The organism is Streptomyces sp. CA-249302 (assembly GCF_050936785.1).
Classification (GTDB): domain Bacteria; phylum Actinomycetota; class Actinomycetes; order Streptomycetales; family Streptomycetaceae; genus Streptomyces.
Genome location: NZ_JBNJMG010000001.1, coordinates 7400096 through 7426444, shown reverse-complemented (window position 1 = coordinate 7426444; position 26349 = coordinate 7400096). Strand labels below are relative to the sequence as shown.

Annotated in this window: 25 protein-coding genes; 13 read left to right on the top strand and 12 right to left on the bottom strand. The window is 70.3% G+C overall.

Translation table 11 applies throughout. The features are described from left to right. Positions 1 to 64: 64 nt before the first annotated feature. The gene (locus ACQEWB_RS33795; protein ID WP_432837745.1) at positions 65 to 403 is read right to left on the bottom strand and encodes a DUF3817 domain-containing protein; all 339 of its coding nucleotides are present in this window, start codon (positions 401 to 403) and stop codon (positions 65 to 67) included. A gap of 46 nt (positions 404 to 449) precedes the next feature. Continuing rightward, positions 450 to 959, bottom strand: a complete 510-nt coding sequence (locus ACQEWB_RS33790; RefSeq protein ID WP_432837743.1) for a MarR family winged helix-turn-helix transcriptional regulator — start codon at positions 957 to 959, stop codon at positions 450 to 452. A 192-nt stretch (positions 960 to 1151) separates the two neighbouring features. Here ACQEWB_RS33790 and ACQEWB_RS33785 point away from each other — a divergent pair, with 192 nt between their 5' ends. Further along, positions 1152 to 2153 carry a glycoside hydrolase family 6 protein gene (locus ACQEWB_RS33785; protein WP_432837741.1) on the top strand — a complete coding sequence of 334 codons (1002 nt, stop codon included), beginning with the start codon at positions 1152 to 1154 and terminating at the stop codon, positions 2151 to 2153. 33 nt (positions 2154 to 2186) lie between these two features. Here the strand turns inward: ACQEWB_RS33785 and ACQEWB_RS33780 are convergent, their stop codons facing one another. The 7 genes from ACQEWB_RS33780 to ACQEWB_RS33750 form a co-directional block, all read right to left on the bottom strand. Then, on the bottom strand, positions 2187 to 4142 hold the full coding sequence (locus ACQEWB_RS33780) for a galactose oxidase-like domain-containing protein (RefSeq protein WP_432837739.1): 1956 nt from the start codon (positions 4140 to 4142) through the stop codon (positions 2187 to 2189). A gap of 3 nt (positions 4143 to 4145) precedes the next feature. Beyond that, positions 4146 to 5930 carry a glycosyltransferase family 2 protein gene (locus tag ACQEWB_RS33775; RefSeq protein WP_432844161.1) on the bottom strand — a complete coding sequence of 595 codons (1785 nt, stop codon included), beginning with the start codon at positions 5928 to 5930 and terminating at the stop codon, positions 4146 to 4148. A 346-nt stretch (positions 5931 to 6276) separates the two neighbouring features. Beyond that, positions 6277 to 6927: a TetR/AcrR family transcriptional regulator gene (locus ACQEWB_RS33770; RefSeq protein WP_432837737.1), complete on the bottom strand. Its 651-nt coding sequence runs from the start codon at positions 6925 to 6927 to the stop codon at positions 6277 to 6279. After that, positions 6924 to 7604, bottom strand: a complete 681-nt coding sequence (locus tag ACQEWB_RS33765) for a DUF4166 domain-containing protein (RefSeq protein ID WP_432837735.1) — start codon at positions 7602 to 7604, stop codon at positions 6924 to 6926. The genes ACQEWB_RS33770 and ACQEWB_RS33765 overlap by 4 nt, the downstream gene beginning before the upstream one ends. Beyond that, positions 7601 to 8368, bottom strand: coding sequence for a hypothetical protein (locus tag ACQEWB_RS33760; RefSeq protein WP_432837733.1), 768 nt, complete (start codon positions 8366 to 8368; stop codon positions 7601 to 7603). Before ACQEWB_RS33760 ends, ACQEWB_RS33765 begins: the two co-directional genes overlap by 4 nt. A 183-nt stretch (positions 8369 to 8551) precedes the next feature. After that, complete coding sequence (locus ACQEWB_RS33755) at positions 8552 to 8845, bottom strand: MTH1187 family thiamine-binding protein (RefSeq protein ID WP_432837731.1); 294 nt, start codon at positions 8843 to 8845, stop codon at positions 8552 to 8554. Next, on the bottom strand, positions 8842 to 9186 hold the full coding sequence (locus tag ACQEWB_RS33750) for a DUF3817 domain-containing protein (RefSeq protein ID WP_432837729.1): 345 nt from the start codon (positions 9184 to 9186) through the stop codon (positions 8842 to 8844). Before ACQEWB_RS33750 ends, ACQEWB_RS33755 begins: the two co-directional genes overlap by 4 nt. Positions 9187 to 9345: 159 nt before the next feature. Here ACQEWB_RS33750 and ACQEWB_RS33745 point away from each other — a divergent pair, with 159 nt between their 5' ends. The 4 genes from ACQEWB_RS33745 to ACQEWB_RS33730 all read left to right on the top strand — a co-directional run bounded on the left by ACQEWB_RS33745 (position 9346) and on the right by ACQEWB_RS33730 (position 11999). Then, complete coding sequence (locus ACQEWB_RS33745; protein ID WP_432844159.1) at positions 9346 to 9978, top strand: AIM24 family protein; 633 nt, start codon at positions 9346 to 9348, stop codon at positions 9976 to 9978. Position 9979: 1 nt separating this feature from the next. Continuing rightward, on the top strand, positions 9980 to 10630 hold the full coding sequence (locus tag ACQEWB_RS33740) for an AIM24 family protein (RefSeq protein WP_432844157.1): 651 nt from the start codon (positions 9980 to 9982) through the stop codon (positions 10628 to 10630). Positions 10631 to 10674: 44 nt separating this feature from the next. Beyond that, entirely contained in the window at positions 10675 to 11427 is a 753-nt protein-coding gene (locus ACQEWB_RS33735) for an AIM24 family protein (RefSeq protein ID WP_432837727.1), read from the top strand. A gap of 95 nt (positions 11428 to 11522) precedes the next feature. After that, on the top strand, positions 11523 to 11999 hold the full coding sequence (locus ACQEWB_RS33730; RefSeq protein ID WP_432837724.1) for a MarR family winged helix-turn-helix transcriptional regulator: 477 nt from the start codon (positions 11523 to 11525) through the stop codon (positions 11997 to 11999). Positions 12000 to 12044: 45 nt separating this feature from the next. Here ACQEWB_RS33730 and meaB read toward each other — a convergent pair whose 3' ends face one another. Together meaB and ACQEWB_RS33720 are read right to left on the bottom strand one after the other, a co-directional pair. Beyond that, positions 12045 to 13001 (bottom strand): methylmalonyl Co-A mutase-associated GTPase MeaB, encoded by a 957-nt coding sequence (gene meaB, locus ACQEWB_RS33725; RefSeq protein WP_432837722.1) that lies wholly within the window; start codon positions 12999 to 13001, stop codon positions 12045 to 12047. Positions 13002 to 13035: 34 nt separating this feature from the next. Further along, a complete protein-coding gene (locus ACQEWB_RS33720) occupies positions 13036 to 14238 on the bottom strand; it encodes an acetyl-CoA C-acetyltransferase (RefSeq protein WP_432837720.1) in 1203 nt (400 codons plus the stop codon). A gap of 147 nt (positions 14239 to 14385) precedes the next feature. Between ACQEWB_RS33720 and mce the strand changes: the two genes are divergently transcribed. From mce to ACQEWB_RS33705, 3 genes are all read left to right on the top strand, one after another. Then, entirely contained in the window at positions 14386 to 14826 is a 441-nt protein-coding gene (gene mce / locus ACQEWB_RS33715) for a methylmalonyl-CoA epimerase (RefSeq protein ID WP_126274402.1), read from the top strand. Positions 14827 to 15035: 209 nt separating this feature from the next. After that, the gene (gene scy / locus ACQEWB_RS33710) at positions 15036 to 18914 is read left to right on the top strand and encodes a polarized growth protein Scy (RefSeq protein ID WP_432837717.1); all 3879 of its coding nucleotides are present in this window, start codon (positions 15036 to 15038) and stop codon (positions 18912 to 18914) included. A 182-nt stretch (positions 18915 to 19096) separates the two neighbouring features. Beyond that, positions 19097 to 20032 (top strand): cellulose-binding protein, encoded by a 936-nt coding sequence (locus tag ACQEWB_RS33705; RefSeq protein ID WP_142142541.1) that lies wholly within the window; start codon positions 19097 to 19099, stop codon positions 20030 to 20032. A 52-nt stretch (positions 20033 to 20084) separates the two neighbouring features. Here ACQEWB_RS33705 and ACQEWB_RS33700 read toward each other — a convergent pair whose 3' ends face one another. Next, on the bottom strand, positions 20085 to 20615 hold the full coding sequence (locus ACQEWB_RS33700; RefSeq protein WP_432837714.1) for a TetR/AcrR family transcriptional regulator: 531 nt from the start codon (positions 20613 to 20615) through the stop codon (positions 20085 to 20087). Between the two features lie 123 nt (positions 20616 to 20738). Between ACQEWB_RS33700 and ACQEWB_RS33695 the strand changes: the two genes are divergently transcribed. The 5 genes from ACQEWB_RS33695 to ACQEWB_RS33675 all read left to right on the top strand — a co-directional run bounded on the left by ACQEWB_RS33695 (position 20739) and on the right by ACQEWB_RS33675 (position 26339). Beyond that, complete coding sequence (locus ACQEWB_RS33695) at positions 20739 to 22109, top strand: DHA2 family efflux MFS transporter permease subunit (RefSeq protein ID WP_432837712.1); 1371 nt, start codon at positions 20739 to 20741, stop codon at positions 22107 to 22109. 9 nt (positions 22110 to 22118) lie between these two features. Continuing rightward, the gene (locus ACQEWB_RS33690; RefSeq protein WP_432837710.1) at positions 22119 to 23087 is read left to right on the top strand and encodes an ABC transporter ATP-binding protein; all 969 of its coding nucleotides are present in this window, start codon (positions 22119 to 22121) and stop codon (positions 23085 to 23087) included. Between the two features lie 2 nt (positions 23088 to 23089). Then, positions 23090 to 23860, top strand: coding sequence for an ABC transporter permease (locus ACQEWB_RS33685; RefSeq protein WP_432837708.1), 771 nt, complete (start codon positions 23090 to 23092; stop codon positions 23858 to 23860). A 125-nt stretch (positions 23861 to 23985) separates the two neighbouring features. Next, entirely contained in the window at positions 23986 to 25476 is a 1491-nt protein-coding gene (locus ACQEWB_RS33680; protein WP_432837706.1) for an ABC transporter ATP-binding protein, read from the top strand. Next, entirely contained in the window at positions 25473 to 26339 is an 867-nt protein-coding gene (locus tag ACQEWB_RS33675) for an ABC transporter permease (RefSeq protein WP_432837704.1), read from the top strand. Before ACQEWB_RS33680 ends, ACQEWB_RS33675 begins: the two co-directional genes overlap by 4 nt. The last annotated feature ends 10 nt before the right edge of the window (positions 26340 to 26349 follow it).

The window sequence follows — 26349 nt, the reverse complement described above, 5'->3', positions numbered from 1 at the left end:
TACTAGGACGTCCAAGTAAATGCCGATGGCGGACCGCCGTACGCGACTCGTACGGCGGTGGGGGTTACGCCTTCACGGCGGCCGGAGAGGGGTCGACGACCGCGCCCTCCAGCTCGTGGGTGATCTTGCGCTCGACGAAGAAGGCGGCCGTGGGAATCGTCCCTGCAAGCAGCACCCAGAGCTGCTTGCCGACCGGCCACTTCGCCTTGGAGCCCAGGTCGAAGGCGAAGACCAGGTAGACGACGTAGAGCCAGCCATGGGCGATGGCGACGACGCGGGTGAAGTCCGCCGCACCGTCGATGTCCAGGCCGTACTTGGCGATCATGCTCAGGCACAGCAGGACCAGCAGGACACCCGTGACGTAGGCCAGGACGCGGTAGCGGGTCAGCACGCTCTTCTTCATGCCGTCGAGCGTAACCGTCCGTTCCGGGAGATCTTGGGCCGGGTCGTCAGTCCTCGTCGAAGTCGCTCGCCGCCACCCGCAACGGGCGCAGCATCGCGAAGATCTCCGCGCACTCCTCGGCGTCGTAGACGCCCAGGCCGAAGTCCATCGCCATCAGGTCGCGGGTGGCCGCCTCGACGACCTCGCGGCCCTTGTCGGTGATGACGGCCAGGGTGCCGCGGCCGTCGTTCGGGTTGGGCCGTTTGGCGACCAGGCCGGACTTGACCAGGCGGTCGACCGTGTTCGTGACCGAGGTCGGGTGCACCATCAGCCGCTCGCCGATCTTCGACATGGTCAGCTCACCCTCCTTGGAGAAGGTGAGCAGCACCAGCGCCTCGTACCGCGCGAACGTGAGCCCGTACGGCTTGACCACCGCGTCGACCTCGGCCAGCAGGATCTGGTGCGCGCGCATGATCGAGGTGATGGCCGCCATCGACGGCACGTTTCCCCAGCGCCGTTTCCAGAGTTCGTCGGCGCGGGCGATGGGATCGAAGGGGAGACTGAGCGGCTTCGGCACGCCAACGACCTTACCGGCCGGTCACATGGTGGTCAGCCCCGTCTCGCCTTTCGGGCCGAGCGGTCCACCGAGCCTTCACCGCAGCCGTGTCACGGCCATGTCGGTTCCGGCCGCCCCCACTCCCTTGTGTAACGATTTGTCATGATTGGCTACAAATAGTCACTCACCGTCATCTCCGCCCAAGGGAGCAGCATGTCCCGGCTGATCCACACCTTCGCGGCTCTCGCGGTCCTCGGGCTCGCGGCGGGCTGCTCGTCCGGGTCCGGCGTCGACGAGGCCTCCGTGGCGGGCGCCGCCTCCGCGAGCCCGGACACCTCGACCCCCTTCTGGGTCGACCCGGCGAGCAACGCCGCCGAGCAGATCCAGATGTGGCAGCGGGACGGCCGTAAGAAGGACGCCCAACTGCTCGCGAAGATCGCCGACGAACCGGCCGCCCTGTGGCCGGCCGGCGAGATCGACCCCGGCCCCGCCATCCGCGCGGCGACCGCGTCCGCCACCTCCGAGGGGCGTACGGCGCTCTTCGTGGCGTACGACATCCCGCACCGCGACTGCGGTCAGCACTCGGCGGGCGGGGCGGCGGACGCGGACGCCTACCGGGCCTGGATCGGGAAGTTCGCGGCGGCGCTCGGGGACAGCAGGGCGCTGGTCGTCCTGGAGCCGGACGCCGTGGCCCACATCGTGGACGGCTGCACGCCCGGCGAGTACCACGACGAGCGCGAGCAACTGCTGAGCGAGGCGATCGACCGGCTGAAGCAGCAGCCGAAAACGAAGGTGTACCTGGACGCGGGCAACCCGTCCTGGATCCGCGAGCCGTGGAAGCTGGTCGACCCGCTGAAGCGGGCCGGCATCGAGAAGGCCGACGGCTTCTCGCTCAACGTCTCCAACTTCCAGACGAACGAGCGGACCAAGGAGTACGGCCTCCACCTCTCCGGCGACCTCGGCGGCAAGCACTTCGTCATCGACACCAGCCGCAACGGCAAGGGCCCGCTCCCGGGCGCGTGGTGCAACCCGCCCGGCCGGGCGCTGGGCACCCGCCCGACCACCGACACCGGCACGCCCGCCCTGGACGCCTACCTGTGGATCAAGCGGCCCGGCGAGTCCGACGGCACCTGCGCGGGCGGCCCCGACGCGGGCCAGTGGTGGCCGGAGTACGCCCTGGAGCTGGCCCGCAACTCCAGCAACTCCAGGACGTAGCAACTCCGGCGCGTGGCACGGGACTTCAGGGCCTCACTTCACCTGGATCCACTTCGCCTCCGACGGCGTGCCCTGCGCGTCCGTCACGAACAGCATGTACCAGCCGGGCGGCACCAGGGCCCGGTCCTTCGGTACGTCGACGGTCACCGAGTGGGCGTCCTTGGTCAGGCCGAGCTCGATGGAGCGCTGCTCGACGTCGGTGGTGTGGGTGACCGCGCTCGGCCGCATCAGGCGGGCCTTGACCACCCGGTCGGGGTGGTCCGTGCGGTACGTCGCCCGGTGGTGACGGTCGAGCAGCTGCGGGCCGTCCTCCAGTACGGGTCTGCTCTTGCCGTTCTTGTGCAGCAGGGGCGGGGTGAAGATCTCCATGCGCTGCTCGAAGTGGCCCAGCTTGGTGTTCTGCTGGTCGTCGAAGAGCGGGTCGGAGCCGAAGGTGGCGACCCGGCCGTCGGGCAGCAGCAGCGCCTCGGAGTGGTAGTTGCGGCCGACCGCGGGCGCGGCCGCCTCGCGGAAGACGTTGCCCTTCGGGTCGTAGAACTGCGCCTTGAGGATGTTGCTGGCGCTGCGGCCGCGGTAGTCCTCGGAGCCGTTCGTGGTGAAGACCGAGTCGTCCGGCATGATCACGCTGTTCAGGTAGCGCGTGCCCTGGGGGAGGTTGGGGCCGTCCTCGAAGACGGGGTTGTCCTTCTTCAGGTCGACGACGGCCGTGCGCGGGGTCGACCTCTTGGACTCGCCGACGCCTCCGCCGCCCAGGATCATCACCTTCTGGTCCTGCGCGGGCGGCAGCAGGAGTGAGGAGGAGGTCTCGGTCTCGTCGGGGTCGCGCAGGCCGTTCACCTTCTGGAAGGTGTTGGTCTTCAGGTCCCACAGACCCGGTTCACGACCCTTGTCGGCAGGGCCGTAACCGGCGTTGGAGGCCGGGTAGAAGAGCTTGCCGCCCTTGGTGAGGAAGAGGGCGGGGTACGTGGGGAAGTACCGCTTGGGGCCCATGGACCACTTCTTGGTCTTCGGGTCGTAGATCTCGTTGTCACCGGGATCGATCACCCCGACGTCGTCCAGGCCGGAGACCGCGAGTACGCGTCCGTCGTCGAGGCCGACCAGCGTCGGGTACCAACGGGCCTTGTTCATGGGGTCGACCGGGATGTACCGCTCGGCCCTCGGGTCGAACTCGTAGGCGGCGCGGATGCCTTGGAAGTCCTGCTTGTCGAGGGTGATCTTCTCGCTCAGGCCGTAGGTGTTGTCGGCGTCCTTGCCGGTCAGGCCCTCGATGTCGTACTGCGACTGCTTCTCGGTGACCGACATCGGGCCGGTCTCCGCGGCCTCGACGAAGACCCGCACCTCGCTCGCGGTCACCCGGGTCTGCCAGGGCTGCATCACACCGCGGGCGTTGTAGGTGACCTTGAAGCCGCGCTTGGCCTTGGGGACGGTGACGTCGAACTTGCTGACGTACTCGACCCCGGCGGGCGAACGGAACCGGGTGCCCTTCTTCAGGAAGACCGCCTTGTCGGGGCTCTCGTTCTTGACCCGCATACCGCCGCCGGCCCGCTTGACCTCGCCGTCGAGCCGCTCGTAACGGGCGGTGCCGCCGGCCACCAGCAGTCTGCCGTCGGGGAGTTGGGAGTGTCCGGAGCAGAAGAAGTCCTCCGGGGTGGGGATCTTCTTGAACGTGTCGGCCTTCGGATCCCACAGGATCGTGTCGAAGGACCCGGCGTCGAACTTCCGCTGCTCGTTGCCCGATCCGGCGACGATCAGCACCTTGCCGGTGTGCAGGAGCGCCGCGTGGATGGCGTTGGTGCGGTACTGCTCCGGGATGTCGATCTGGGTCCAGGAGCCGTACTTCGCCTGGTACTCGGGCTGGGCGATCTTGTACTCGTGGTACTTCTCGCTCGCGAAGTCGAAGGCTGCGGGGGCGTTGAGACCCGCGAGGATCGCGATGCCGCCGATCCCGAGGACGGTTTTTCTGGTCTTTTGCGACGGCTGGTAGGCCATGGCTCAGTTGCCTCCTGTCGTGGAGCCGGAGACCGGGGAGCCGGCACCGCTGGTGGCCAGGGCGGGTTCCGCGCCGTCGACGGTTCGTGGGGCGCGGTGCGGTGCCTGCCGCTCCCGTCGCTCCTTGAGCTGTGTGGAGCACCACACCCCGACCGGTGCCAGGGCTATCGCCATGGCCAGGACCGCCCAGGTGCGCATGGCCGCGTGGGTGTGGTCGAGGACGACCGAGGCGGCCAGGGAGGTCGCCAGGAGGATCGCCCAGAAGATGTGGATACGGAAGGTGAGCAGCCGGTCGGGGCTGGCGTCGGCGCCCTTGGGGGTGACGACGAAGCGGGAGGGCCGGCGGATCAGGGCCTCGCCGAAGGACTTGAGGTAGATGGGGGCGGAGAGGGCCGACATCGCCATGCCGGCGAGGCCGCCGGAGCCCTCGGGTTCGTGCGGGGAGACGTTGTGCCTGCGGTTCCAGAGGTAGAGGCCGATCTGGAGCGCCGCCGCGTCGCTGTAGAGCATCAGCCAGACCGAGGCCGCCACCTGGGTGCCGGACGCGCCGAACCAGAGGAACAGGACGCAGCTGAGGATGCCGAGGAGCCAGTTGACCGCCGTCATCGGGTAGTAGACGAGCATCAGGGTGTACGAGAACAGCCGCCCGGGAGGCATCGTGAACGGCGCCTTCCAGTACTGCTTGAGCAACGTCTCGTAGGTGCCGCGCGACCAGCGCATCTGCTGGGTGAAGAAGTCGGTCCAAGACGCGGGGCCCTCGCCCACGGCCAGTACGTCCGGTGTGTAGACGGACCGCCAGTGGTGGCGGGTCTGCGGGTTGCGGTGCCGGTGCAACTCGAAGCCGGTGGCCATGTCCTCGGTGATGGAGTCGTAGAGGCCGCCGATCTGTTTCACGGCCGAGATGCGTACGACGTTGTTGGTGCCGACGAACATGGGTGAGCGGTAGCGGTTGCCGGCTCTTTGGATCAGGGCGTGGAAGAGGAACTGCTGGGACTCGGCGGCCTTGGTGACGGGGTTGTGGTAGTTGCCGTACACCTGCGGGCCGACGACGAAGGCGACGTCCGGGTCCCGGAAGTAACCCATCATCCGCTCCAGGAAGTTGGGGAGCGGGACGTGGTCGGTGTCGACGGAGGCGAAGAACTCGTACTCGCCGCCGTGCATGGCGATCCAGGCGTTGTAGTTCCCGTGTTTGGTACGGGCCTTGTGGACGCCCTTGGGGCGGTTCCACTCGGGGACGCCGTGCCGGGTGAAGTGGCGTACGCCCAGTTCGGCGCAGAGCGCCTTGGCCTGCTCGTCGTCGCCCTCGTCGAGGAGCCAGACGTCCAGCGGGCCGGTGTGGGTGATCCGCACGGCGCCTTCGAGGGTGGCGCGGACCATGGCCAGGGGTTCCTTGCCCGGGACGTACGTCGTGAGGAAGGCGACGCGGGTGCCGGGTTCCGGGACGACCGGGACGGGGTCGCGGGCGACCAGGGTGGCGTGGGCGACCGAGGCGACGTTGACGACCATGAACAGCTCGATGAGGCCGATGGCTATGAGCATCGCGATGTCCAGGCCGACCATCCACTCGTCGCCGCCCTCGCGCTCCACCCAGTGGGTTGGCCAGACGAGGTAGACGAGCAGGGCGGCCGTGAGCACCGGCGCCAGGCCCATCAGGAGGATCGCGCGTATTCGGTGGGGCTCGCTGGAGAGGAGCGAGGTGTACTGCACCCGGTACGGGTCGGCGGACGGCTCGGTGAGCGGTCCGGCCAGCCTGCTGTGGGTGTCGTAGTCGTAGCCCTCCGGCCGCACAGCGCCCTCCAAGAGGTGAGGAATGATCGGCGATCAAGGCCGATAAGCACACACAAGTGGAGATTTGTGGGCGTGTCGAACCGGGCGCGTCCAGGTGGGTGGGCGGTTCCGCCGACGGTGGTGGTGGGATGCCTGCGGCGCCTGTGCGGGTTCGGTGGGGGCTCGTGTAGCGCCTGCGGTTCGGTGGGGGGTCGGGGCCGGGGCGGGGGTGTCCGTCCTCGGAACGGCGCGGAATCGGTTGGTCGGATGGGGGACGGTGTTGACGCGCCAACCGCTGCGGGCGGACACCCCCGCCCCGTCCCCTTCTCGCCGTACGCGGGTGCGGGCGCTTGGTGGCCCGCGGCCCTCAGCGGCGCGTCGTGCGGCGCAGGTGGTGGCGGACCGCCCGTTGGGCCACGGGGCCCAGGTCCTCCAGGGCGGCCACCAGGGCGCCCAGTTGCTCCAGCGCGTCCAGGGCCGCGGTCGCGCCGGCCTGGTCGACGCCCTCGTACAGCTCGATGCCCACGAAGGACGCGGCCACCGCGCGGGCCAGGCCGGTGGGGTCGGCGAACTCGCCGAAGGGGGTCTGGGCCAGCACGCGGGTGAGGACCTTCTCGATCTCCGCGATCCAGGTGTCGAGCCCGGCGGCGGTGGCGGGGGCGAGTGGGGGGTTCGTCTGCGCGCCGGCGAGGAGTTGGCCCAGGACGGCCACATGGCCTGCGGCCTTCTCTTCCTCGTGCATCTCCCGGCCGAACGTGAGGAGTTCGGTGAGTGAGCCGATGCGGTCGAGTCGGTCCCGGTAGCGCTCGACGCGCTGCTCGGTGCCGTATCGGCAGGCCGCCGCGAGGAGTTCGTCCACCGAGCCGAAGTGGTAGAAGACCAGGGCCTGGTTGACCCCGGCCGTCGCCGCGATGGAACGGGCCGAGGTCTTCGCGATGCCCTGCTCGGTGAGCGTGCGCAGGGCGCCCTGGAGGAGCTTGGTCTTCGTCTCCAGTGACTTGGCGGTCTCGGGGCTCACGCGCGCGACTCCTCGCGGACGGGGCGTAGGCCGCGGCGCACGCCGCAGGTGCGGATGTCCGTGTACGTCGCCTCGAAGGAACCCTCGTAGCCGAAGAGCGGGCCGAAGTACCGGTTCGTCACCTGGACTTGGATGCGGAAGCAGGCCGATCTGTCGTCGTACGACTCGCGTACCTCGGCTGTGGCGCCGATCAGTTCGGGGACGCGGGCGTCCACCATGCCCTCGCGGAAACGGTGTTCGCCGGAGCGGATCAGCAGCGAGCCGTCGGTCTCGGCGCTGAAGTGCAGGTCGCTGGCCAGGTGCTGGTGGGTGCCCAGGTAGTCGAGGATTCGGTCGCCCTTGGGGCTCAGCACCATCTGGGCGTCGAAGCGGCGGGGGCGGCCGGGCAGGTCGAAGGTGCGCACGAAGCTCACCGTCTCACGGCCGTAGGTGTCCGTGTACGGGACGTTCTCAATGACGAAGGGGACCTGGCGGCCCGGTCTCGGGATGAGGATGTTGCGGGTGGCGCCGAGGGCGAGGAACGGCTTCACGAAGGGGCCGCCGTGCCAGATGCGGTCCATCACGCCCCGGCCGGTGCATGCCTCGCCGCTCGTCAGGCCGACCGAGAAGCGGCGCTGCAGGTGGGGGTGGAGGCGGTCGAAGTCGGCGCCCATCACGGTGCGGAAGATCGAGGTCATCGCGGGTTCTCCAGGGTGCGCAGCAGGCGGGGGGCGCGCACGCGGGTGGGTGGCGTGCGCAGGCAGCGGCGGGCGGCGGGGGTGCAGGGCAGGGGTGCCTTGAACAGGGCCAGCGAGACGGCGACCACCAGGAGGAGGGGCCAGAGGTACGCCATCGGCGCGGCGAGTGGGCCGAAGAGGCTCAGCAGGCTCTCCTCGCCGAAGCCGGTGCAGCCGGCGGTGATCACGAGGGTGCGGACCAGGAGTTCGGCCAGCCAGTTGCGCAGGGCCCGGTCGGGGGTGATGCCGCGCTCCAGCCATAGCCGCAGGCGGTCGAAGGACCAGGCTGTTGCCCAGCCCATCAGCGGGCGGAAGAGCAGTCGGTCGGCGAAGGCGCCGAACGCGCCCCAGCGGGGGCGGTAGTCGTAGCCGGTGAGGAAGCGGACGCCGTCGCCGTCGGGGACGTAGCGCCAGTAGCCGCTGCCCTCGGCGAGGAGGGAGAGGGGGTGCGGGGAGGAGAAGCGGAGGGCGGAGGTGCGGGTGCCGTCGGGGCGTTCCCGCTCCCCCGCCGAGACGCCGGTGCCGGCGATGGTGAGGAAGGGCAGCACGCGCGTGGCGTAGCGGAAGCGCTGCGGTCCGTCCTCCGTGCGCGGGAGGTACGTGATCTCGGTGAAGCGGAGGTCCCAACGGTGGTGGAGGGAGGGCTCCTGGGTGCGGTGCCAGAGGTCGTCGAGGTCGGCGCGGATGCGCGCCTCAATGTAGAGCCCGGGCTTGGTGTGCCCCATGCGATTCCCCCAGGTCAGCATCATTGTCGAGCAACGATTTGAGCGAATGCTCAAACGGCCTGGAGGAGAAGGTACACCTGTTTGAGCGAGTGCTCAAACAGGTGGGACGAGAAAACCCCGGCCCGCGCGGGCCGGGGTTGTTCGTCTTTCGGGCCGGGGTTCGCCTTTCGGGCCGGCAACCGACTACTCGGCGAGGTGCCGCTCCACCGTCTCCACCTTCGAGGTGAGTCCGTCGGTCACGCCGGGGCGGATGTCCGCCTTGAGGACCAAGGACACGCGGGGCGCCCGGGCCTCGACGGCGGCGACGGCGCGCTTGACTACGTCCATGACCTGGTCCCACTCGCCCTCGACGCTGGTGAACATCGCGTCGGTGCGGTTGGGCAGGCCGGACTCGCGGACTACGCGGACGGCGTCGGCGACGTACTCCCCCACGTCCTCGCCGACCCCGAGGGGAGTCACGGAGAAGGCGACGATCATGCGTTCACCACCCCTTCCTTACGGGCGCGGGAGGCGATGACCTCGTCCTCGGCGGCCCGCTTGAGCTTGCGCTCGGCGAAGAAGCCGCCGGTGGGCAGGACGGAGAGGATGAAGTAGAAGGCGGCGGTCCTCGGGTTCCACTTGGTGCGGTTCCAGGCGTCGGCCCAGAAGATCACGTACAGGATGAACAGGACGCCGTGGACCATGCCCATCACCGGCACCGCGTTGAAGTCCGTGGTCCGCTTCAGTACGGAGCAGACCAGGAGGAGGAGGAAGGACACCGCCTCGGGGGCCGAGACGAGTCGGAGGCGGCGGAGGGCGGTGGCGGTCTTGAGGTCCACGGGTCACCTTCGGTGGGAGACAGGTCGCTCTTTGTGAACGGAAGCACAAGCGTTCGCCCATTGTGACAAACAGTCCACCTAAGGGTGCGGTCAGGGTCCCTCTCCACCCACGGGCCCTGTTCGGCCCACCCGCCCGGCGGCTACCTTCGCAGCGTGGCGATGTTCCGACTTCAAGGCAGCAAGGTGCTCGCCGTCGACATGACCGGGGACGCCGTGAAGGCGAAGAACGGCTCGATGGTCGCGTACGACGGTCAGATGGCGTTCAAGAAGCTGAGCGGTGGGGGTGAGGGACTGCGTCGGATGGTGACGCGGCGGATCACCGGCGAGCAGATGACCGTGATGGAGGTGAGGGGGCAGGGGACCTGCTGGTTCGCGGACCGGGCCTCCGAGATCAACCTCGTGAGTCTCCAGGGGGACAAGCTGTACGTGGAGTCGAGCAACCTGCTCGCGACCGACGCGGGGCTGCGGACCGGCACGACCTTCACCGGCCTGCGCGGGGCCTCGCAGGGCAACGGGCTGTTCACGACGACCGTCGAGGGGCACGGTCAGGCCGCGATCATGTCGGACGGGCCGGCGGTGGTGTTGCGGGTGAGCGCGCAGTATCCGCTGACCGTCGACCCCGGCGCCTACATCGCGCACCAGGGGAATCTGCGGCAGTCCTTCCAGTCCGGTGTGACCTTCCGCACCTTCCTCGGGGAGGGCGGCGGCGAGGCCTTCCAGATCCGCTTCGAGGGGGACGGGCTGGTGTACGTACAGCCGAGCGAGCGGAACACGATCGCGGGTGATGTGTGACATGGCACTGCGCGAGATCAACTCCAAGATGGTCGAGGCGACGGTCCTGCCCGGTCAGCGGTGGTACAGCCAGCGCGGCGCGATGCTCGCCTACAAGGGCGAGGTGTCCTTCACGCCCAACATGCAGGGCGGCCAGGGCGGGGTCATGTCGATGATCGGCCGCCGGGTCGCGGGCGAGGCGACGCCCCTGATGAGCGTCGAGGGAAGCGGCACGGTCCTGTTCGGGCACGGCGGCCACCACGTCCAGGTCATCAACCTCACCGGGGACACGCTTTACGTCGAGGCGGACCGGCTGCTCGCCTTCGAGGGCACGCTCCAGCAGGGGACGATGTTCATGGGCTCGCAGGGCGGGGTCATGGGCATGGTGCGCGGCCAGGTCACCGGGCAGGGTCTGTTCACGACCACCCTCCAGGGCCATGGCTCGGTCGCCGTGATGGCCCATGGTGGCGTCTTCGAGGTCCCGATCACCCCCGGGCGGTCCGTGCACGTCGACCCGCAGGCGTACGTCGCCCACCACGGCGACGTACGCAACAAGCTGTCGACCGCGCTCGGCTGGCGCGACATGGTGGGCCGCGGCTCCGGCGAGGCCTTCCAGCTGGAGCTCAGCGGCAGCGGCACGGTCTACGTCCAGGCCTCGGAGGAGAAGCTGTGAGCGGCGGGTACGGAACTCCGGGCGGGCCGACGGTCTTCGACCCCATGACGCTGCCCGTCGACGACAACGTGAACAAGTACACCTTCTGCGTGGAGCTCAAGGGGAGCCAGTGGTTCCTGCAGAAGGGGAAGATGATCGCCTACTACGGCTCGATGGAGTTCAACGGCATCGGGCACGGGCGACTCGACCGTCTTGTCCGTACGTCCTTTCATTCGCCACTGCACGCGAGCGACTGGGTGGTGGCGGAGGGCTCGGGCAAGATGCTCCTCGCCGACCGGGCCTTCGACGTCAATTCGTACGACCTCGAAGACGGCAACCTGACCATTCGCTCGGGCAATCTGCTCGCTTTTCAGCCAAGTCTCGCGCTCAAGCAGTCGATCGTGCCGGGATTTCTGACGCTGATCGGAACCGGAAAGTTCGTGGCTGCATCTAACGGGCCGGTGGTGTTCATGGAACCCCCGATCCGGGTGGACCCGCAGGCGCTTGTCGGCTGGGCCGACTGCCCGTCGCCCTGCCATCACTACGACCACGGGTACATGACGGGCCTGATGGGCGGTCTACGTGCGATGACGGGTCTCGGCGGGGCCTCCGGGGAGGAGCACCAGTTCGAGTTCGTCGGAGCCGGAACGGTCCTGCTCCAGTCGTCCGAGACCCTCATGGCCGAGCAGGCCACGGGGGCCGTTCCGCAGCAGGCCGGCGTGCCCGGCGGCGGGGCTCACACAGGCCCCGCACAGCAAACGGGCACACCGCGCCTTCCCGGACAGCTGGGGGACCTCCAGCGTCGCTTCGGGCTGTGAGCGGTAGTCTGCGGAGTGTGACGTCGAACGTGTGCGCGCCGTCACGGAAAATCCCTCACTAGTTCGCCTTTCAACTTCTTAGGTAGACTTCATTCATGGAGACCGAGACGGCCACCCGCTGGCTGACCGATGCGGAGCAGTGCGCCTGGCGCACCCACCTGGAGGTCAACAGGCTGTTGACGTACCAGCTCGAGAGGGACCTCCAGCCGTTCGGCCTGACAATGAACGACTACGAGATCCTGGTGAACCTCTCCGAGTCGGAGGAGGTGCGGATGCGGATGAGCGACCTCGCGTCCGCCACCCTCCAGTCCAAGAGCCGCCTCTCCCACCAGATCACCCGCATGGAGAACGCGAACCTGGTCAGGCGCGAGAACTGCGAGTCCGACCGGCGCGGTCTGTACGCGGTCCTGACCGAGCACGGCATGGAGACGATGAAGAAGGTCTCGCCGCATCATGTGGCGTCCGTGCGGAGGCACTTCATCGATCTGCTGTCCCCCGAGGCCCTGTCGGAACTCGACAAGGCCCTGAAGCCCATCGCGGAGCATCTGCGCGGGCAGCGCGGGCGCCCCTAGGGATCTCCTGGGGGACCTGGACGGCGCCGGGCAACCGGCGCGGCTTCAGGCCTGCGTCAGCCCCGCCACCAGCTCGTCCGCCGCCCGGTAAGGGTCCAGGTCGCCGCCCACGATCCGCTCGGCCAGTGCGCTGAGGCGGCGGTCGCCGTGCAGGTCGCCGATGCGTTCGCGCAGGGCCGTGACGGCGATCGTCTCGACCTCGCGGGACGCGCGGGCCAGGCGGCGCTCGGCCAGGACGCCGTGCTCCTCCATCCACGCCCGGTGCTTCTCCAGCGCCTCGACGACCTCGTCGATCCCCTCGGCGCGGGAGGCGACCGTCTTGACGATCGGCGGCCGCCAGTCGCCGGGCCTGCGGGACTCGCCAAGACCCAGCATGTGGTTCAGTTCGCGGGCGGTGGAGTCGGCGCCGTCCCGGTCCGCCTTGTTGACGACGTAGACATCGCCGATCTCGAGGATCCCCGCCTTCGCCGCCTGGATGCCGTCGCCCATGCCGGGGGCCAGCAGGACGACCGAGGTGTCGGCCTGGGAGGCGATCTCCACCTCCGACTGGCCCACGCCCACCGTCTCGACCAGGACCACCTCGCAGCCCGCCGCGTCCAGGACTCGGATCGCCTGCGGGGCGGACCAGGCGAGGCCGCCGAGGTGGCCTCGGGTCGCCATCGAGCGGATGTAGACGCCGGGGTCGGAGGAGTGCTCCGACATGCGGACGCGGTCGCCGAGCAGGGCGCCGCCGGAGAAGGGGGAGGACGGGTCGACGGCCAGGACGCCGACCCGCCTGCCCTGCTTGCGGTACGCCGTGACCAAGGCGGACGTGGACGTCGACTTGCCGACACCCGGAGAGCCCGTCAGACCGACCACGTACGCGTTGCCGGTCAGCGGGGCCAGTGCCGCCATGACCTCACGGAGCTGTGGGGACGCCCCCTCCACCAGGGAGATCAGCCGGGCCACGGCCCGCGGCCGGCCCTCCCTCGCCTGGGCGACGAGCGTGGAGACGTCCTGCATCACAGCTCCGTTCCGAGATCGACGCGCGGAAGGCTCAGGCCTTGGATACCCGAACGATCAGCGCGTCACCCTGACCGCCACCGCCACACAGGGCCGCCGCACCCACGCCGCCGCCCCTGCGCTTCAGCTCAAGGGCCAGGTGCAGGACGAGACGGGCGCCGGACATGCCGATCGGGTGGCCCAGGGCGATGGCGCCACCGTTGACGTTCACCCTTTCCGTGGACACCCCGAGGTCCTTGATTGACTGGACCGCGACCGCGGCGAAGGCCTCGTTGATCTCGATGAGGTCGAGGTCCTCGACCTCCAGGCCCTCCTTCTTGAGGGCGTGCAGGATCGCGTTGGACGGCTGCGACTGGAGGCTGTTGTCCGGGCCCGCGACATTGCCGTGCGCGCCGATCTCGGCGATCCACTCCAGGCCCAGCTCCTGCGCCTTGGCCTTGCTCATCACGACCACGGCCGCCGCACCGTCCGAGATCTGCGAGCTGGTGCCGGCCGTGATCGTGCCGTCCTTGGTGAAGGCCGGGCGCAGCTTGCCGAGCGACTCCGCCGTGGTGTCGGCGCGGATGCCCTCGTCCTTGCTGAAGACGACCGGCTCGCCCTTGCGCTGCGGGATCTCGATCGGGGTGATCTCGGCCTCGAAGACGCCGTTCTTCTGGGCGGCCGCGGCGCGCTGGTGGGAGAGCGCGGCGATCTCGTCCTGCTCGGGGCGGAGGATGCCCAGGCGGGTGTTGTGCGTCTCGGTCGACTGGCCCATCGGGATGTTCTCCCACGGGTCGGTCAGACCGTCGTACGCCATCGCGTCGAGCATCTCGATCGCCCCGTACTTGAAGCCCTCGCGGGACTTCGGCAGCAGGTGGGGGGCGTTGGTCATGGACTCCTGGCCGCCGGCCACGACCACGTCGAACTCGCCGGCGCGGATCAGCTGGTCGGCCAGCGCGATGGCGTCGAGGCCGGAGAGGCACACCTTGTTGATGGTGAGCGCCGGGACGTTCATCGGGATGCCGCCCTTGACGGCGGCCTGGCGGGCCGGGATCTGGCCCGCGCCGGCCTGGAGGACCTGGCCCATGATGACGTACTGCACCTGGTCGCCACCGATCCCCGCACGGTCGAGGGCGGCCTTGATCGCGAAGCCGCCGAGGTCGGCTCCGGAGAAGGACTTGAGGGAGCCCAGCAGCCGTCCCATGGGCGTACGAGCGCCCGCGACGATCACCGAGGTCGTGCTGTTCGATCCAGACATGCGCTGCGATCCCCTTCCGGCTGCACTGCCGAGGAGTGAACGAGGGTTTACCTCGAATGTACTGAGTGGCACTCCGTGCCGTCACCGGGCCGTCGGTGTGATCGCTCGCACGTTGCGCAACCACCTCCGGAGCGCTGCACTAACAGCATGCTGACGCGAATCGACCACATCGGAATCGCCTGTTTCGACCTCGACAAGACCGTCGAGTTCTATCGGGCCACCTACGGCTTCGAGGTGTTCCACTCCGAGGTCAACGAGGAGCAGGGCGTCCGCGAGGCCATGCTCAAGATCAACGATACGTCCGACGGCGGCGCCTCGTACCTGCAGCTCCTGGAGCCGACCCGGCCGGACTCGACGGTCGCGAAGTGGCTGGACAAGAACGGGGAGGGCGTCCACCACATCGCTTTCGGTACGGCGGATGTGGATGCGGACGCGGCCGACATCAAGGACAAGGGCGTACGCGTTCTGTACGAAGAGCCGCGACGCGGCTCCATGGGGTCACGAATCACCTTCCTGCACCCCAAGGATTGCCACGGCGTACTGACAGAACTGGTCACTTCGGCGCCTGTTGAGTCACCTGAGCACTGACCCTCGTACATATGGGCCGGTAGGGTTGGGGGCGGTCGCCGCTCTTTGGGGGGTGATCGCAAGCCGGGGTCCGGGTTTCGGGGGACGAGCGTCGGGGCAGCAGCCCATGCTCCGCCGTTGATCTGACACCATTCCCCGGGGGCCCCGTTCGGCGGAGGACGGAGCTCGTATGGGCAGACCTGCGACCAGGGGACGGATGGGACCGCGCAGTGCGGGGCTACGAACGCCAGGAGCGAGAGCCGGCGGCTGACGTCGACCACCTCTCTCGGTTCGAGGCCGAGATGGATCGGCTGAAGACCGAGCGTGAGAAGGCGATTCAGCACGCCGAGGACCTCGGCTACCAGGTCGAGGTGCTGCGCGCCAAGCTGCACGAGGCGCGCCGCACCCTCATGTCCCGGCCCGATTTCGCCGGCGGCGACATCGGTTACCAGGCCGAGCAGTTGCTGCGGAACGCGCAGATCCAGGCCGACCAGTTGCGGCAGGACGCCGAGCGCGAGCTGAGCCAGGTGCGGGCGCAGACCCAGCGCATCCTCCAGGAGCACGCGGAGAACGCGGCGCGGCTCCAGGCGGAGCTGCACCAGGAGGCGGTCACCCGTCGCCAGCAGCTGGACCAGGAGCTCGCGGAGCGCCGGCAGACCGTCGAGTCGCACGTCAACGAGAACGTGGCGTGGGCCGAACAGCTGCGCGCCCGCAGCGAGTCGCAGGCGCGCCGGCTCCTCGACGAGTCGCGGGCCGAGGCCGACCAGGCCATGGCCGCCGCCCGCGCGGAGGCCGAGCGGGTCGCGAGCGAGGCCCGGCAGCGGCTGGAGGCGGACGCCGAGACGGCCCGCGCGGAGGCCGAGCAGCTGCTGCTGCGGGCCCGCACGGACGCCGAGCGGCTGCTGAACGCCGCGTCCTCGCAGGCCCAGGAGGCCACCGACCACGCGGAGCAGCTGCGCAGTTCCACCGCGACGGAGTCGGACTCCGCGCGCCGTCAGGCGCAGGAGATGAGCCGCGGCGCCGAGCAGCGCATGGCGGATGCCGAGGAGGCGCTGCGCAAGGCGCAGGCCGAGGCCGACAAGCTGGTCACCGAGGCGACGGCGGCGGCCGAGAAGGCCCTCGCGAGCGCCGAGTCGACCAACGAGCAGCGCACCCGCACGGCGAAGGAGCAGGTCGCCCGGCTGGTCGAGGAGGCCACCAAGGAGGCCGAGTCCACCAAGTCGGACGCCGAGCAGGTCGTCGCGGACGCCCGCACGGAGGCCGAGCGGATCGTCGCGGAGGCCGCCGAGAAGGCCCGCACGATCACCGCCGAGGAGAGCGCGACCCAGCTGTCGAAGGCGGCCAAGACCGCCGAGGACGTCCTCAACAAGGCGCAGGAGGACGCGCAGAACACCACCAAGGCGGCCGGCGAGGAGGCCGAGCGGATCCGCCGCGAGGCGGAGGCCGAGGCCGACCGGCTGCGCGGCGAGGCGCACGACATCGCCGAACAGCTCAAGGGCTCGGCGAAGGACGACACCAAGGAGTACCGCGCCAAGACGGTCGAGCTCCAGGAGGAGGCACGCCGGCTGCGCGGCGAGGCCGAGCAGCTGCGGGCCGACGCGGTCGCCGAGGGCGAGAAGATCCGCGCGGAGGCCCGCAAGGAGGCCGTCCTCCAGATCGAGGAGGCGGCCAAGACCGCCGAGGAACTGCTCGCCAAGGCCCGGCAGGACGCCGACGAACTGCGCCAGAAGGCCACCTCGGACAGCGAGAAGGTCCGTACGGAGGCCATCGAGCGGGCGACCACACTGCGCCGGCAGGCCGAGGAGACCCTCCAGCGCACCCGCCAGGAGGCCGAGCGGCACCGCGAGGAGGTCGTCGAGCAGGCCGAGGGCATCAAGGCCGACGCCGAGCGGGCCGCCCGGGAGCTGCACGAGGAGACCGAGCGGGCCATAGAGGCCCGGCGCGTGGAGGCCTCCGACGAGCTGACCCGGCTGCACACCGAGGCCGAGGAGCGGCTGGCCGGTGCCGAGCAGGCGCTGGCCGACGCCCGTGAGGAGGCCGCGCGGATCCGCCGCGAGGCCGCCGAGGAGACGGAACGGCTGCGCGCGGAGGCCGCCGAGCGGATCCGTACGCTCCAGCAGCAGGCCGAGGCGGAGGCCGACCGGCTGCGCAACGAGGCCGCGTCGGACGCGTCGGCCTCCCGCGCCGAGGGCGAGGCCGTCGCCGTACGCCTGAGGTCGGAGGCCGCGGCCGAGGCCGAGCGGCTGAAGTCGGAGGCGCAGGACACCGCGGACCGGGTACGGGCGGAGGCGCAGGCCGCCGCCGAGCGGCTCGGCACGGAGGCGTCCGAGACGCTGGCCGCCGCCCAGGAGGAGGCCACCCGGCGCCGCCGCGAGGCCGAGGAGACCCTCGGCAGCGCCCGGACCGAGGCCGACCAGGAGCGCGAGCGGGCCCGCGAGCAGAGCGAGGAACTGCTGGCCTCGGCGCGCAACCGCGTCGAGGAGGCCCAGGCCGAGGCGGTCCGGCTGGTCGAGGAGGCCGACCGGCACGCGAACGAGATGGTGTCGGGCGCCGAGCAGCACGCCCAGCAGGTACGGGACTCCGTGTCGGGGCTGCACGAGCAGGCCCAGGAGGAGATCACCGGGCTGCGCAACGCCGCCGAGCACGCGGCCGACCGCACCCGGCGCGAGGCGCAGGAGGAGTCGGACCGGGTCCGCGCCGACGCGTACTCGGAGCGGGAGCGGGCCAGCGAGGACGCGGGGCGCATCCGGCGCGAGGCGGCCGAGGAGACGGACGCCGCCAAGGCGCTTGCGGAGCGCACCGTTTCGGAGGCGATCGCGGAGGCGGAGCGGCTGCGGTCGGACGCGTCCGAGCACGCCCAGCGGGTGCGCACCGAGGCCTCGGACGCGATCGCGGAGGCCGACCAGGCCGCCGCGCGCACCCGGGCGGACGCCCGCGAGGACGCCAACCGCATCCGTTCGGACGCGGCGACACAGGCCGACACCCTCATCACCGAGGCACGCAGCGAAGCCGAGCGGCTCACCACGGAGACGGTCCGGGACACCGACCGGCTGCGCACCGAGACGGTGGCCGAGGCCGAGCGGGTGCGGGCCGAGGCGGTCGCCAAGGCCGAGAAGCTCATCGCCGACGCCTCCGGGGACGCGGAGCGGCTGCGCGCCGAGGCCGCGTCGACGGTCGGGGCGGCACAACTGCACGCCGAGCGGGTCCGGAGCGAGTCGGAGCGGGTCAAGGCCGAGGCGGCCGCGGAGTCCGAGCGGCTGGTCAACTCCGCGCGCGAGGAGTCCGAGCGCACGCTGGACGAGGCCCGCAAGGACGCGGCGAAGCGGCGCCAGGACGTGGCCGAGCAGGTCGACACGCTCATCAACGAGACCACGGCCGAGGCCGACAAGCTGCTCACCGAGGCGCAGCAGCAGGCCCACAAGACCACCGCCGAGGCGGAGGGGCGGGCCGACACCATGGTGGGCGCGGCCCGCAAGGAGGCCGACCGGCTGGTGTCGGAGGCGACGGTCGAGGGCAACTCCCGGGTGGAGAAGGCCCGTACGGACGCGGACGAGCTGCTGGTCGGCGCGCGCCGGGACGCCACCGCGATAAGGGAGCGCTCGGAGGAGCTGCGCGACCGGATCACGGGCGAGATCGAGGCGCTGCACGAGCGGGCCCGCCGTGAGTCGGCCGAGACGATGAAGTCGGCGGGCGACCGCTGCGACGCGCTCATCAAGGCCGCCGAGGAGCAGTTGGGCAAGGCTCAGGCGAAGGCCAAGGAGCTGGTCTCGGAGGCGAACTCCGAGGCGGGCAAGGTCCGGATCGCCGCGGTGAAGAAGGCCGAGGGTCTCCTGAAGGAGGCCGAGCAGAAGAAGGCGGCTCTCGTGCGGGAGGCCGAGGAGCTGAGGGCCGAGGCGATCCGCGAGGCCAAGGCGACGGTCGAGGAAGGAAAGCGCGAGCTGGAGATCCTGGTGCGCCGGCGCGAGGACATCAACGCCGAGATCTCCCGTGTCCAGGACGTCCTGGAAGCGTTGGAATCCTTTGAGGCCCCGTCGGCGGGCAAGGACGGTGGCGTCAAGGCGGGCGCCGCGGTCGGCGCCCCTCGTTCGGGTAAGCCGTCGGACAGTTAGTCGACAGGTCAAGTCCGGTGGCTTCTGGGGCCTTTGACCAAGTTTTTGGCAAGCCGTCCAAGGGTTAGCCACTCAAAAGGGGTGTCATTCTCCAGATCAAACACGTATCCGCTCGATGACACACCGCTTCGGCCCCTAGGATTCCCCCTATCACCTCACCGGTCTCATTTGACAGGAACCCCATGAGCGACACTTCCCCCTACGGCTTCGAGCTTGTGCGGCGTGGGTACGACCGCGCTCAGGTGGACGAACGCATTTCGAAGCTCGTCTCCGACCGTGACAGCGCTCTCGCCCGCATCACCGCTCTGGAAAAGCGCATCGAGGAGCTCCACCTCGAGACGCAGAACGCCCAGGCTCAGGTGAGCGACGCCGAGCCGTCGTACGCCGGCCTCGGCGCGCGTGTCGAGAAGATCCTCCGCCTCGCCGAGGAGGAGGCCAAGGATCTGCGCGAGGAGGCCCGCCGCGCGGCCGAGCAGCACCGCGAGCTCGCGGAGTCCGCGGCCCAGCAGGTCCGTAACGACGCAGAATCGTTCGCTGCGGAGCGCAAGGCCAAGGCCGAGGACGAGGGCGTCCGGATCGTCGAGAAGGCCAAGAGCGACGCCTCTCAGCTGCGTTCCGAGGCCCAGAAGGACGCGCAGTCGAAGCGCGAGGAGGCCGACGCCCTCTTCGAGGAGACCCGCGCCAAGGCCGCCCAGGCCGCCGCGGACTTCGAGACGAACCTCGCCAAGCGCCGCGAGCAGTCGGAGCGCGACCTGGCGTCCCGTCAGGCCAAGGCCGAGAAGCGCCTCGCCGAGATCGAGCACCGCGCGGAGCAGCTCCGCCTGGAGGCCGAGAAGCTGCGCACCGACGCCGAGCGCCGCGCCCGCCAGACGGTGGAGACCGCTCAGCGCCAGGCCGAGGACATCGTGGCCGACGCGAACGCCAAGGCCGACCGGATCCGTTCGGAATCCGAGCGCGAGCTGGCCGCCCTCACCAACCGCCGCGACAGCATCAACGCCCAGCTGACGAACGTCCGCGAGATGCTCGCGACGCTCACGGGCGCCGCGGTGGCCGCAGCGGGCACTCCGGCCGACGACGAGCCCATCTCCCGTGGGGTTCCGGCTCAGCAGTCCCGGTAACCAGTAGTACGACCGAGGCCCGTGCCGTCTCCCCCGAAGGTGCGGGCCTTCGTCATGCCCTGCTGCTGACGAGCGGCAGGAACACCTCGTCGACGATCTCCACGAGCGTTGCTTCCGTCAGCGGCTCGCTGCGCATCACGATCTCGTTGCGAACGAGGTCGGTCGGCAGGGTCATGATCCGCGGCGAGATGTCCGCCGTGGGGATCTCGCCCCGTGCGGCGGCCCGTTCGAGCAGGGTCGTCATCACGTCACGCATGATGTCGAAGACCTCGACGCGCTGCGGGCCGATCTCCGCCAGCACACCGTGGACGACGTCCTGACCGATCTCCCGCTGCCGCTCCGCCATCAGCCGCAGCAGGGCCAGTACGTCCTCGCGCAGCGCCCCGGTGTCCGGCACCCGGTCCGCGTTCGACCCCTGCCGCTGCCGCAGGGCCGCCACCACCAGCTCCGCGCGGTTGCGCCAGCGCCGGTAGAGGACCTGTTTGCCGGTCCGGGCCCGGGCGGCGACACCTTCCATGGTGAGCCGGGCATAGCCGACCTCGGCCAGCTCCTCCCACGCGGCCTCCAGGAGGTCGGACTCCAAAGCCGCGCCCCGTCGCCGCCTGCTCTCCGCCGGCACGCACACCTCCCAGTAAGAGACCTTGCGTCTCCTATCAACGAAACCCTACCCTGCCCTTAAGAGACGCACCGTCTCCAAGGGAGTGCCATGACCAAGACCCACCTCGACCCCGCCGTCCTCAAACTGGCCGGAATCCTCGTCCTCGGCGCGCTCGCGCCGCTGCTGGACAGCACGATCGTGTCGATCGCGATCCACACCCTCGGCCACGACCTGGACGCCTCCACCGCGACCGTGCAGTGGGTCAGCACCGCCTATCTGCTGGCCCTGGCGATGGTCGTGCCGGTCAGCGGCTGGGCCGCCGAGCGGTTCGGGGCCCGGCAGGTCTGGCTGGGCGCACTGACGCTCTTCCTGGCCGGTTCGCTGCTGTGCGGGCTCGCCCGGGACATCGAGTCGCTGATCGCCTTCCGGGTGGTGCAGGGCGTCGGCGGCGGGCTGATGCTGCCGGTGCTGCAGACGCTGGTCATCCGCGCGGCGGGCCGGGAGCAGCTGGGCCGGCTCATGGCCGTCGTGTCCCTTCCGGCCGTCCTGGGTCCGATCCTGGGGCCCGTCCTCGGCGGCCTGATCGTCGCCCACCTCAGCTGGCACTGGATCTTCTACGTCAACCTGCCGATCTGTCTGCTCGCCATCGCGCTCGCGCTGCGGGGCATACCCAGGGACGAGGGCAGGCCGGCCGCCCGTCTCGACCTGGCCGGCCTCGCGCTCCTCTCCCCCGGGCTCGCCGCGCTGATCTACGGTCTCGCCCAGGTCGGCGACGAGGGCGGCTTCGGGCACGCGCGCGTGCTGGTGCCGATGACGGCCGGGGCCCTGCTGACCGCCGCCTTCGTCGTGCGCGCCCTGCGCGTCCCGCAACCCCTGGTCGATCTACGGCTGTTCCGGGTGCGGTCGTTCGGCGTGGCCTCGGCACTGACCTTCACGGGCGGGCTGACCCTGTTCGGCGGGATGTTCCTGCTGCCGCTCTACTACCAGCAAACACGGCACGAGAGCGTGATCGACGCCGGGCTGCTGCTCGTACCGCAGGGCGTCGGCGCGCTGCTGGCCCGCACCACCGGCTCGCTCGCCGACCGCATCAGCCCCCGCCCGGTCACGGTGGCCGGCCTGCTGCTGACCGCCCTCGGTACGCTCCCCTTCGCCGCCGGCGCCGAGAACGCCTACCTCCTCGGCGCCGCCCTCCTGGTCCGCGGCTTCGGCATGAGCGCGGCCAACCTGGCCCTGCTGGTCGGCGCCTTCCGGGATCTCGACCCCGCGGACGTCCCGCACGCCAGTTCCGCCACCCGTATCCTCCAGCAGCTCGGCGGCTCCTTCGGCACCGCCGTGCTCGCCGTCCTCCTCCAGTACGGCGGCGGCACGGACACGGCCTTCGCGCACACCTTCGCCTGGACGACGGCGTTCACCGTTGTTGCCGCCGGCGTCGGCCTCTGTTTGCCCGTCCGGGTGGCAGCGGCCCAACCGGCGTCTTAGCGTGGCCGCATGATTGAGCTGGCGGGGCTGACCAAGCGGTACGGCGAGAAGGTGGCGGTCAACAACCTCACCTTCACCGTCAGACCCGGCATCGTCACCGGGTTCCTCGGACCCAACGGCGCCGGCAAGTCGACGACCATGCGGATGCTGCTCGGCCTCGACCGGCCGACGACGGGTGACGTCCGTATCGACGGCAAGCACTACGACCACCTCAAGGACCCGCTGAAGTACATCGGCGCCCTGCTGGACGCCAAGGCGATGCACGGCGGCCGCAGCGCCTACAACCACCTTCTCTGTCTCGCCCAGAGCAACGGCATCCCGAAGAGCCGGGTGGCCGAGGTGCTCGACACCGTGGGACTCACCGCGGTCGCGAAGAAGAAGGCCAAGGGGTTCTCGCTGGGGATGGGGCAGCGGCTCGGGATCGCCGGCGCGCTGCTCGGCGACCCACGGATCCTGATGTTCGACGAGCCCGTCAACGGCCTCGACCCCGAGGGCATCCACTGGATCCGCAACCTGATGAAGTCCCTCGCGGCCCAGGGCCGTACCGTCTTCGTCTCCTCCCACCTCATGAGCGAGATGGCGCTGACCGCCGACCACCTGGTCGTCATCGGACAGGGGCGGCTGCTCGCCGACACGTCCATGGCCGACTTCATCGAGCAGAACTCGCGGTCGTACGTCCGGATCCGCACCCCGCAGCGCGAGCGACTGCTCGACGTGCTGCACGAGGCCGGGGTCACCGTCGTCGAGTCCGGCAGCGGGGCCCTGGAGGTGGACGGCGGCAAGGCCGAGCGGATCGGCGAGCTGGCCGCCCAGCACCAGATCGTGCTGCACGAGCTGAGCCCCCAGCAGGCCTCCCTGGAGGAGGCGTTCATGCAGCTGACCGCCGAGTCGGTCGAGTACCACGCGCACACGGACGCGCCCCACGACACACCCCCCGCGCCCAGGCAGCAGTGGGGCGACGGCTGGAACAGGAGCTGAGCATGGCGGCGATCCAGGTCGTACGGTCCGAGTGGACCAAGATCCGGTCGGTGGCCTCGACCGTGTGGACGCTCACCCTCGCCGCGGTCGTCACGATCGCCCTCGGCATGCTGATCGCAGCGCTGACCAAGCACGGGTTCGACGACATGAGCGCGAAGGACAAGCTCTCCTTCGACCCGACCTTCATCAGCTTCGCCGGGATGAGCCTCGGGCAGCTCGCGATGATCGTGTTCGGGGTGCTGGTCGTCTCCAACGAGTACAGCACCGGCATGATCCGCACCTCGCTGGCCGCCGTACCGCAGCGCGGCACCTTCCTGTTCAGCAAGATCGCGGTGGCCACCGGGCTCGCGCTCGTGGTCGGCCTCGCCACCAGCTTCGTCGCCTTCTTCCTCGGGCAGGCCATGCTCGGCTCGCACAAGGCGGAGATCGGCGACCCGCACGTGCTGCGCGCGGTCATCGGCGGCGGCCTCTACATGACCCTCATCGCGGTGTTCTCGATGGGCGTCGCCGTGATGCTGCGCTCGCCGATGCTGTCGCTGGGCATCCTGATGCCGTTCTTCTTCCTGGTCTCCAACATCCTCGGCAACGTGTCGGCGACGAAGAAGATCGGCCAGTACCTGCCCGACCAGGCCGGCAGCAGGATCATGCAGGTGGTCACCCCGATCGACGACGACACCCCGTACGGGCCCTGGGGCGGGCTGGGGATCATGGTGCTGTGGGTGGTCGTGGCGCTGGCCGGCGGGTACGTGCTGCTGAAGCGACGGGACGCGTGAGGAAACGGCGAGCGGAGCGCCACCTTTTACTTGCTCTTGAGCGGAACCGTCAGCGCCTCGATATCCTCCTAACCCTTACGGGGGCGTGCGCCCCGCTGTCCTGAACCTTTCGATGGGTGCGGAGCATGATCGAGGCTGTCGGCCTGACCAAGCGGTACGGCGACAAGACCGCTGTGTACAACCTTTCGTTCCAGGTGCGTCCCGGTGCGGTCACCGGCTTCCTGGGGCCCAACGGTTCCGGCAAGTCGACGACGATGCGGATGATCCTGGGGCTGGACAACCCCACGTCGGGGCAGGTGACGATCGGCGGCTACCCGTACCGGAAGCTGCCGAACGCCCCCCGCCAGGTGGGCGCGCTGCTCGACGCCAAGGCCGTGCACGGCGGCCGCTCCGCCCGCAGCCACCTGCTCTGCCTGGCCCAGCTGTCCGGGATCCCGGCCCGCCGGGTCGACGAGGTGCTCGGCGTGGTCGGGCTGCAGGACGTGGCGAAGCGGCGGTCCAAGGGCTTCTCGCTCGGCATGGGACAGCGGCTCGGCATCGCGGCGGCGCTGCTCGGCGACCCCCAGGTGCTGCTCTTCGACGAGCCGGTCAACGGCCTCGACCCGGAGGGCATCCTCTGGGTCCGCAACCTGATGAAGGCGCTCGCCTCCGAGGGCCGTACCGTCTTCGTCTCCTCGCACCTGATGAGCGAGATGGCGCTGACCGCCGACCACCTCATCGTGATCGGGCGCGGGCAGCTGCTGTCCGACATGAGCGTGAAGGACTTCATCTCGGCGAACTCCGCGGACTTCGCGCGCGTGCGTACGCCGGACACCGAGCCGCAGCTGCGCGAGAAGCTGACGTCCGCGCTGACCGAGGCGGGCGGACATGTGCTGCCGGAGCAGGACGGCGGGCTGCGGGTCACGGGGCTGCCGCTCCCCCGCATCAGCGACATCGCGCACGACGCCGACGTACGCCTGTGGGAGCTGTCGCCGCATCAGGCCTCGCTGGAGGAGGCGTACATGCGGATGACGCAGGGCGCCGTCGACTTCCGCTCGACGGTCGACCAGAAGGCCGGCCTCATGCAGCCCCTGCCGCCCGGCGCCCAGCCCCCCATGCCGGTCCCCGGCCAGGGCCAGCCCGGCTGGTACGCCCCACCGGGCCCCCAACAGGGCGGCCAGCCCTTCGCGATGCCCCAGGGACAGCCGGGAGGCCCGGGCTTCTACGGCGCCCCCGGACAGCCCCCGGCGGGCCCGTACGGCGCCCCGGGCGCCCCGGGAGCCCCAGGGGCGGGCCAGCCCAACCCGTACGCCCAGACGGCACCTCAGCCGCCTCAGACCCCGCAGGGCCAGGCCCCGGCGACCCCGGCACCCATGGCCGCGCCGGCAACCGCCCAGCCGGCTCCCGCGTCCGCGCCGGCCGGTCCCGCGCCCGCGTCTCCGGCGGCGCCCGCCGCGCCGGCCCAGCCGCCCGCCGCCGCGCAGGCACCCGCGGATCGCGCGCCTGCCGCCGCCCCGCAGTCGGCGCCGCAGACCCCGGCCGCGCCGGCTGCTCCGGCGCCGGCCGATCCGCCGGCTGCCGTCACTGCGCCGCCCGCCGCCCCCGCCGACCTGAACAAGCCCGAGGACGTCCGATGAGTACCCCGCAGCCCCCGATGCCGCAGGCCGCCGTACCCGAGTGGCAGGGTTCGGCGTATTCCGGCGGTTACACCTCGCCGATTCCCGTCGTGCGCACGCATCTCGGGCATGCCATCTCCTCGGAGTGGACCAAGATCCGGTCGGTGCGCTCCACGATGTGGACGCTCGGGGTGTTCGTGCTGCTCGTCGTCGGCATCGGGCTGCTGGTCGCCGCGCTGATCGCCGCCAACGAGTCGGACGCCAGCCTTCAGGGCGAGAACCCGCTGTCCTTCGGTGTGTTCGGGCTGCTGCTCGGCAGCATCTGCATCATCACGCTCGGCGTGCTGACCACGGCCTCCGAGTACGGCACCGGCATGATCCGGACCACGATGACCGCCTGCCCGACCCGCGGCCGCGTGCTCGCGGCGAAGGCGATCGTGTTCTTCGCGGTGGCGTTCACCGTCACCTTCGCCTCCGTCCTGCTCGTCGCCCTCGCCGACGTCTCCCTGCTGAGCAGCGCCCGGCAGCCGTCCACCGGCGAGTGGCTGAAGGGCACCCTCGGCATCTCCTTCTACATCGCGCTGCTCGGCCTGCTCTCGCTGCTGATCGGCTCGGTCATCCGGCACTCCGCGGGCGCCATCACCATCATGATCGGCGTCGTGCTGGCCCCGCTGGTGATCGCGCTGTTCATGTTCTCGGAGGCGCTGGACGGCGTACGCCAGGCCCTGTTCGAGTACTCGATCCCGAACCAGATGAGCGTCTTCTACTCCAACTCCCTCAGCGACTCCGGCCCGACCGGCTGGGACCCGCTGTGGATCGCGCTGGGCGTGACGGCGGCGGCCTTCGCGGGGGCCGTGGCCCTGCTGGACCGGCGGGACGTATAAAGACAGCCGG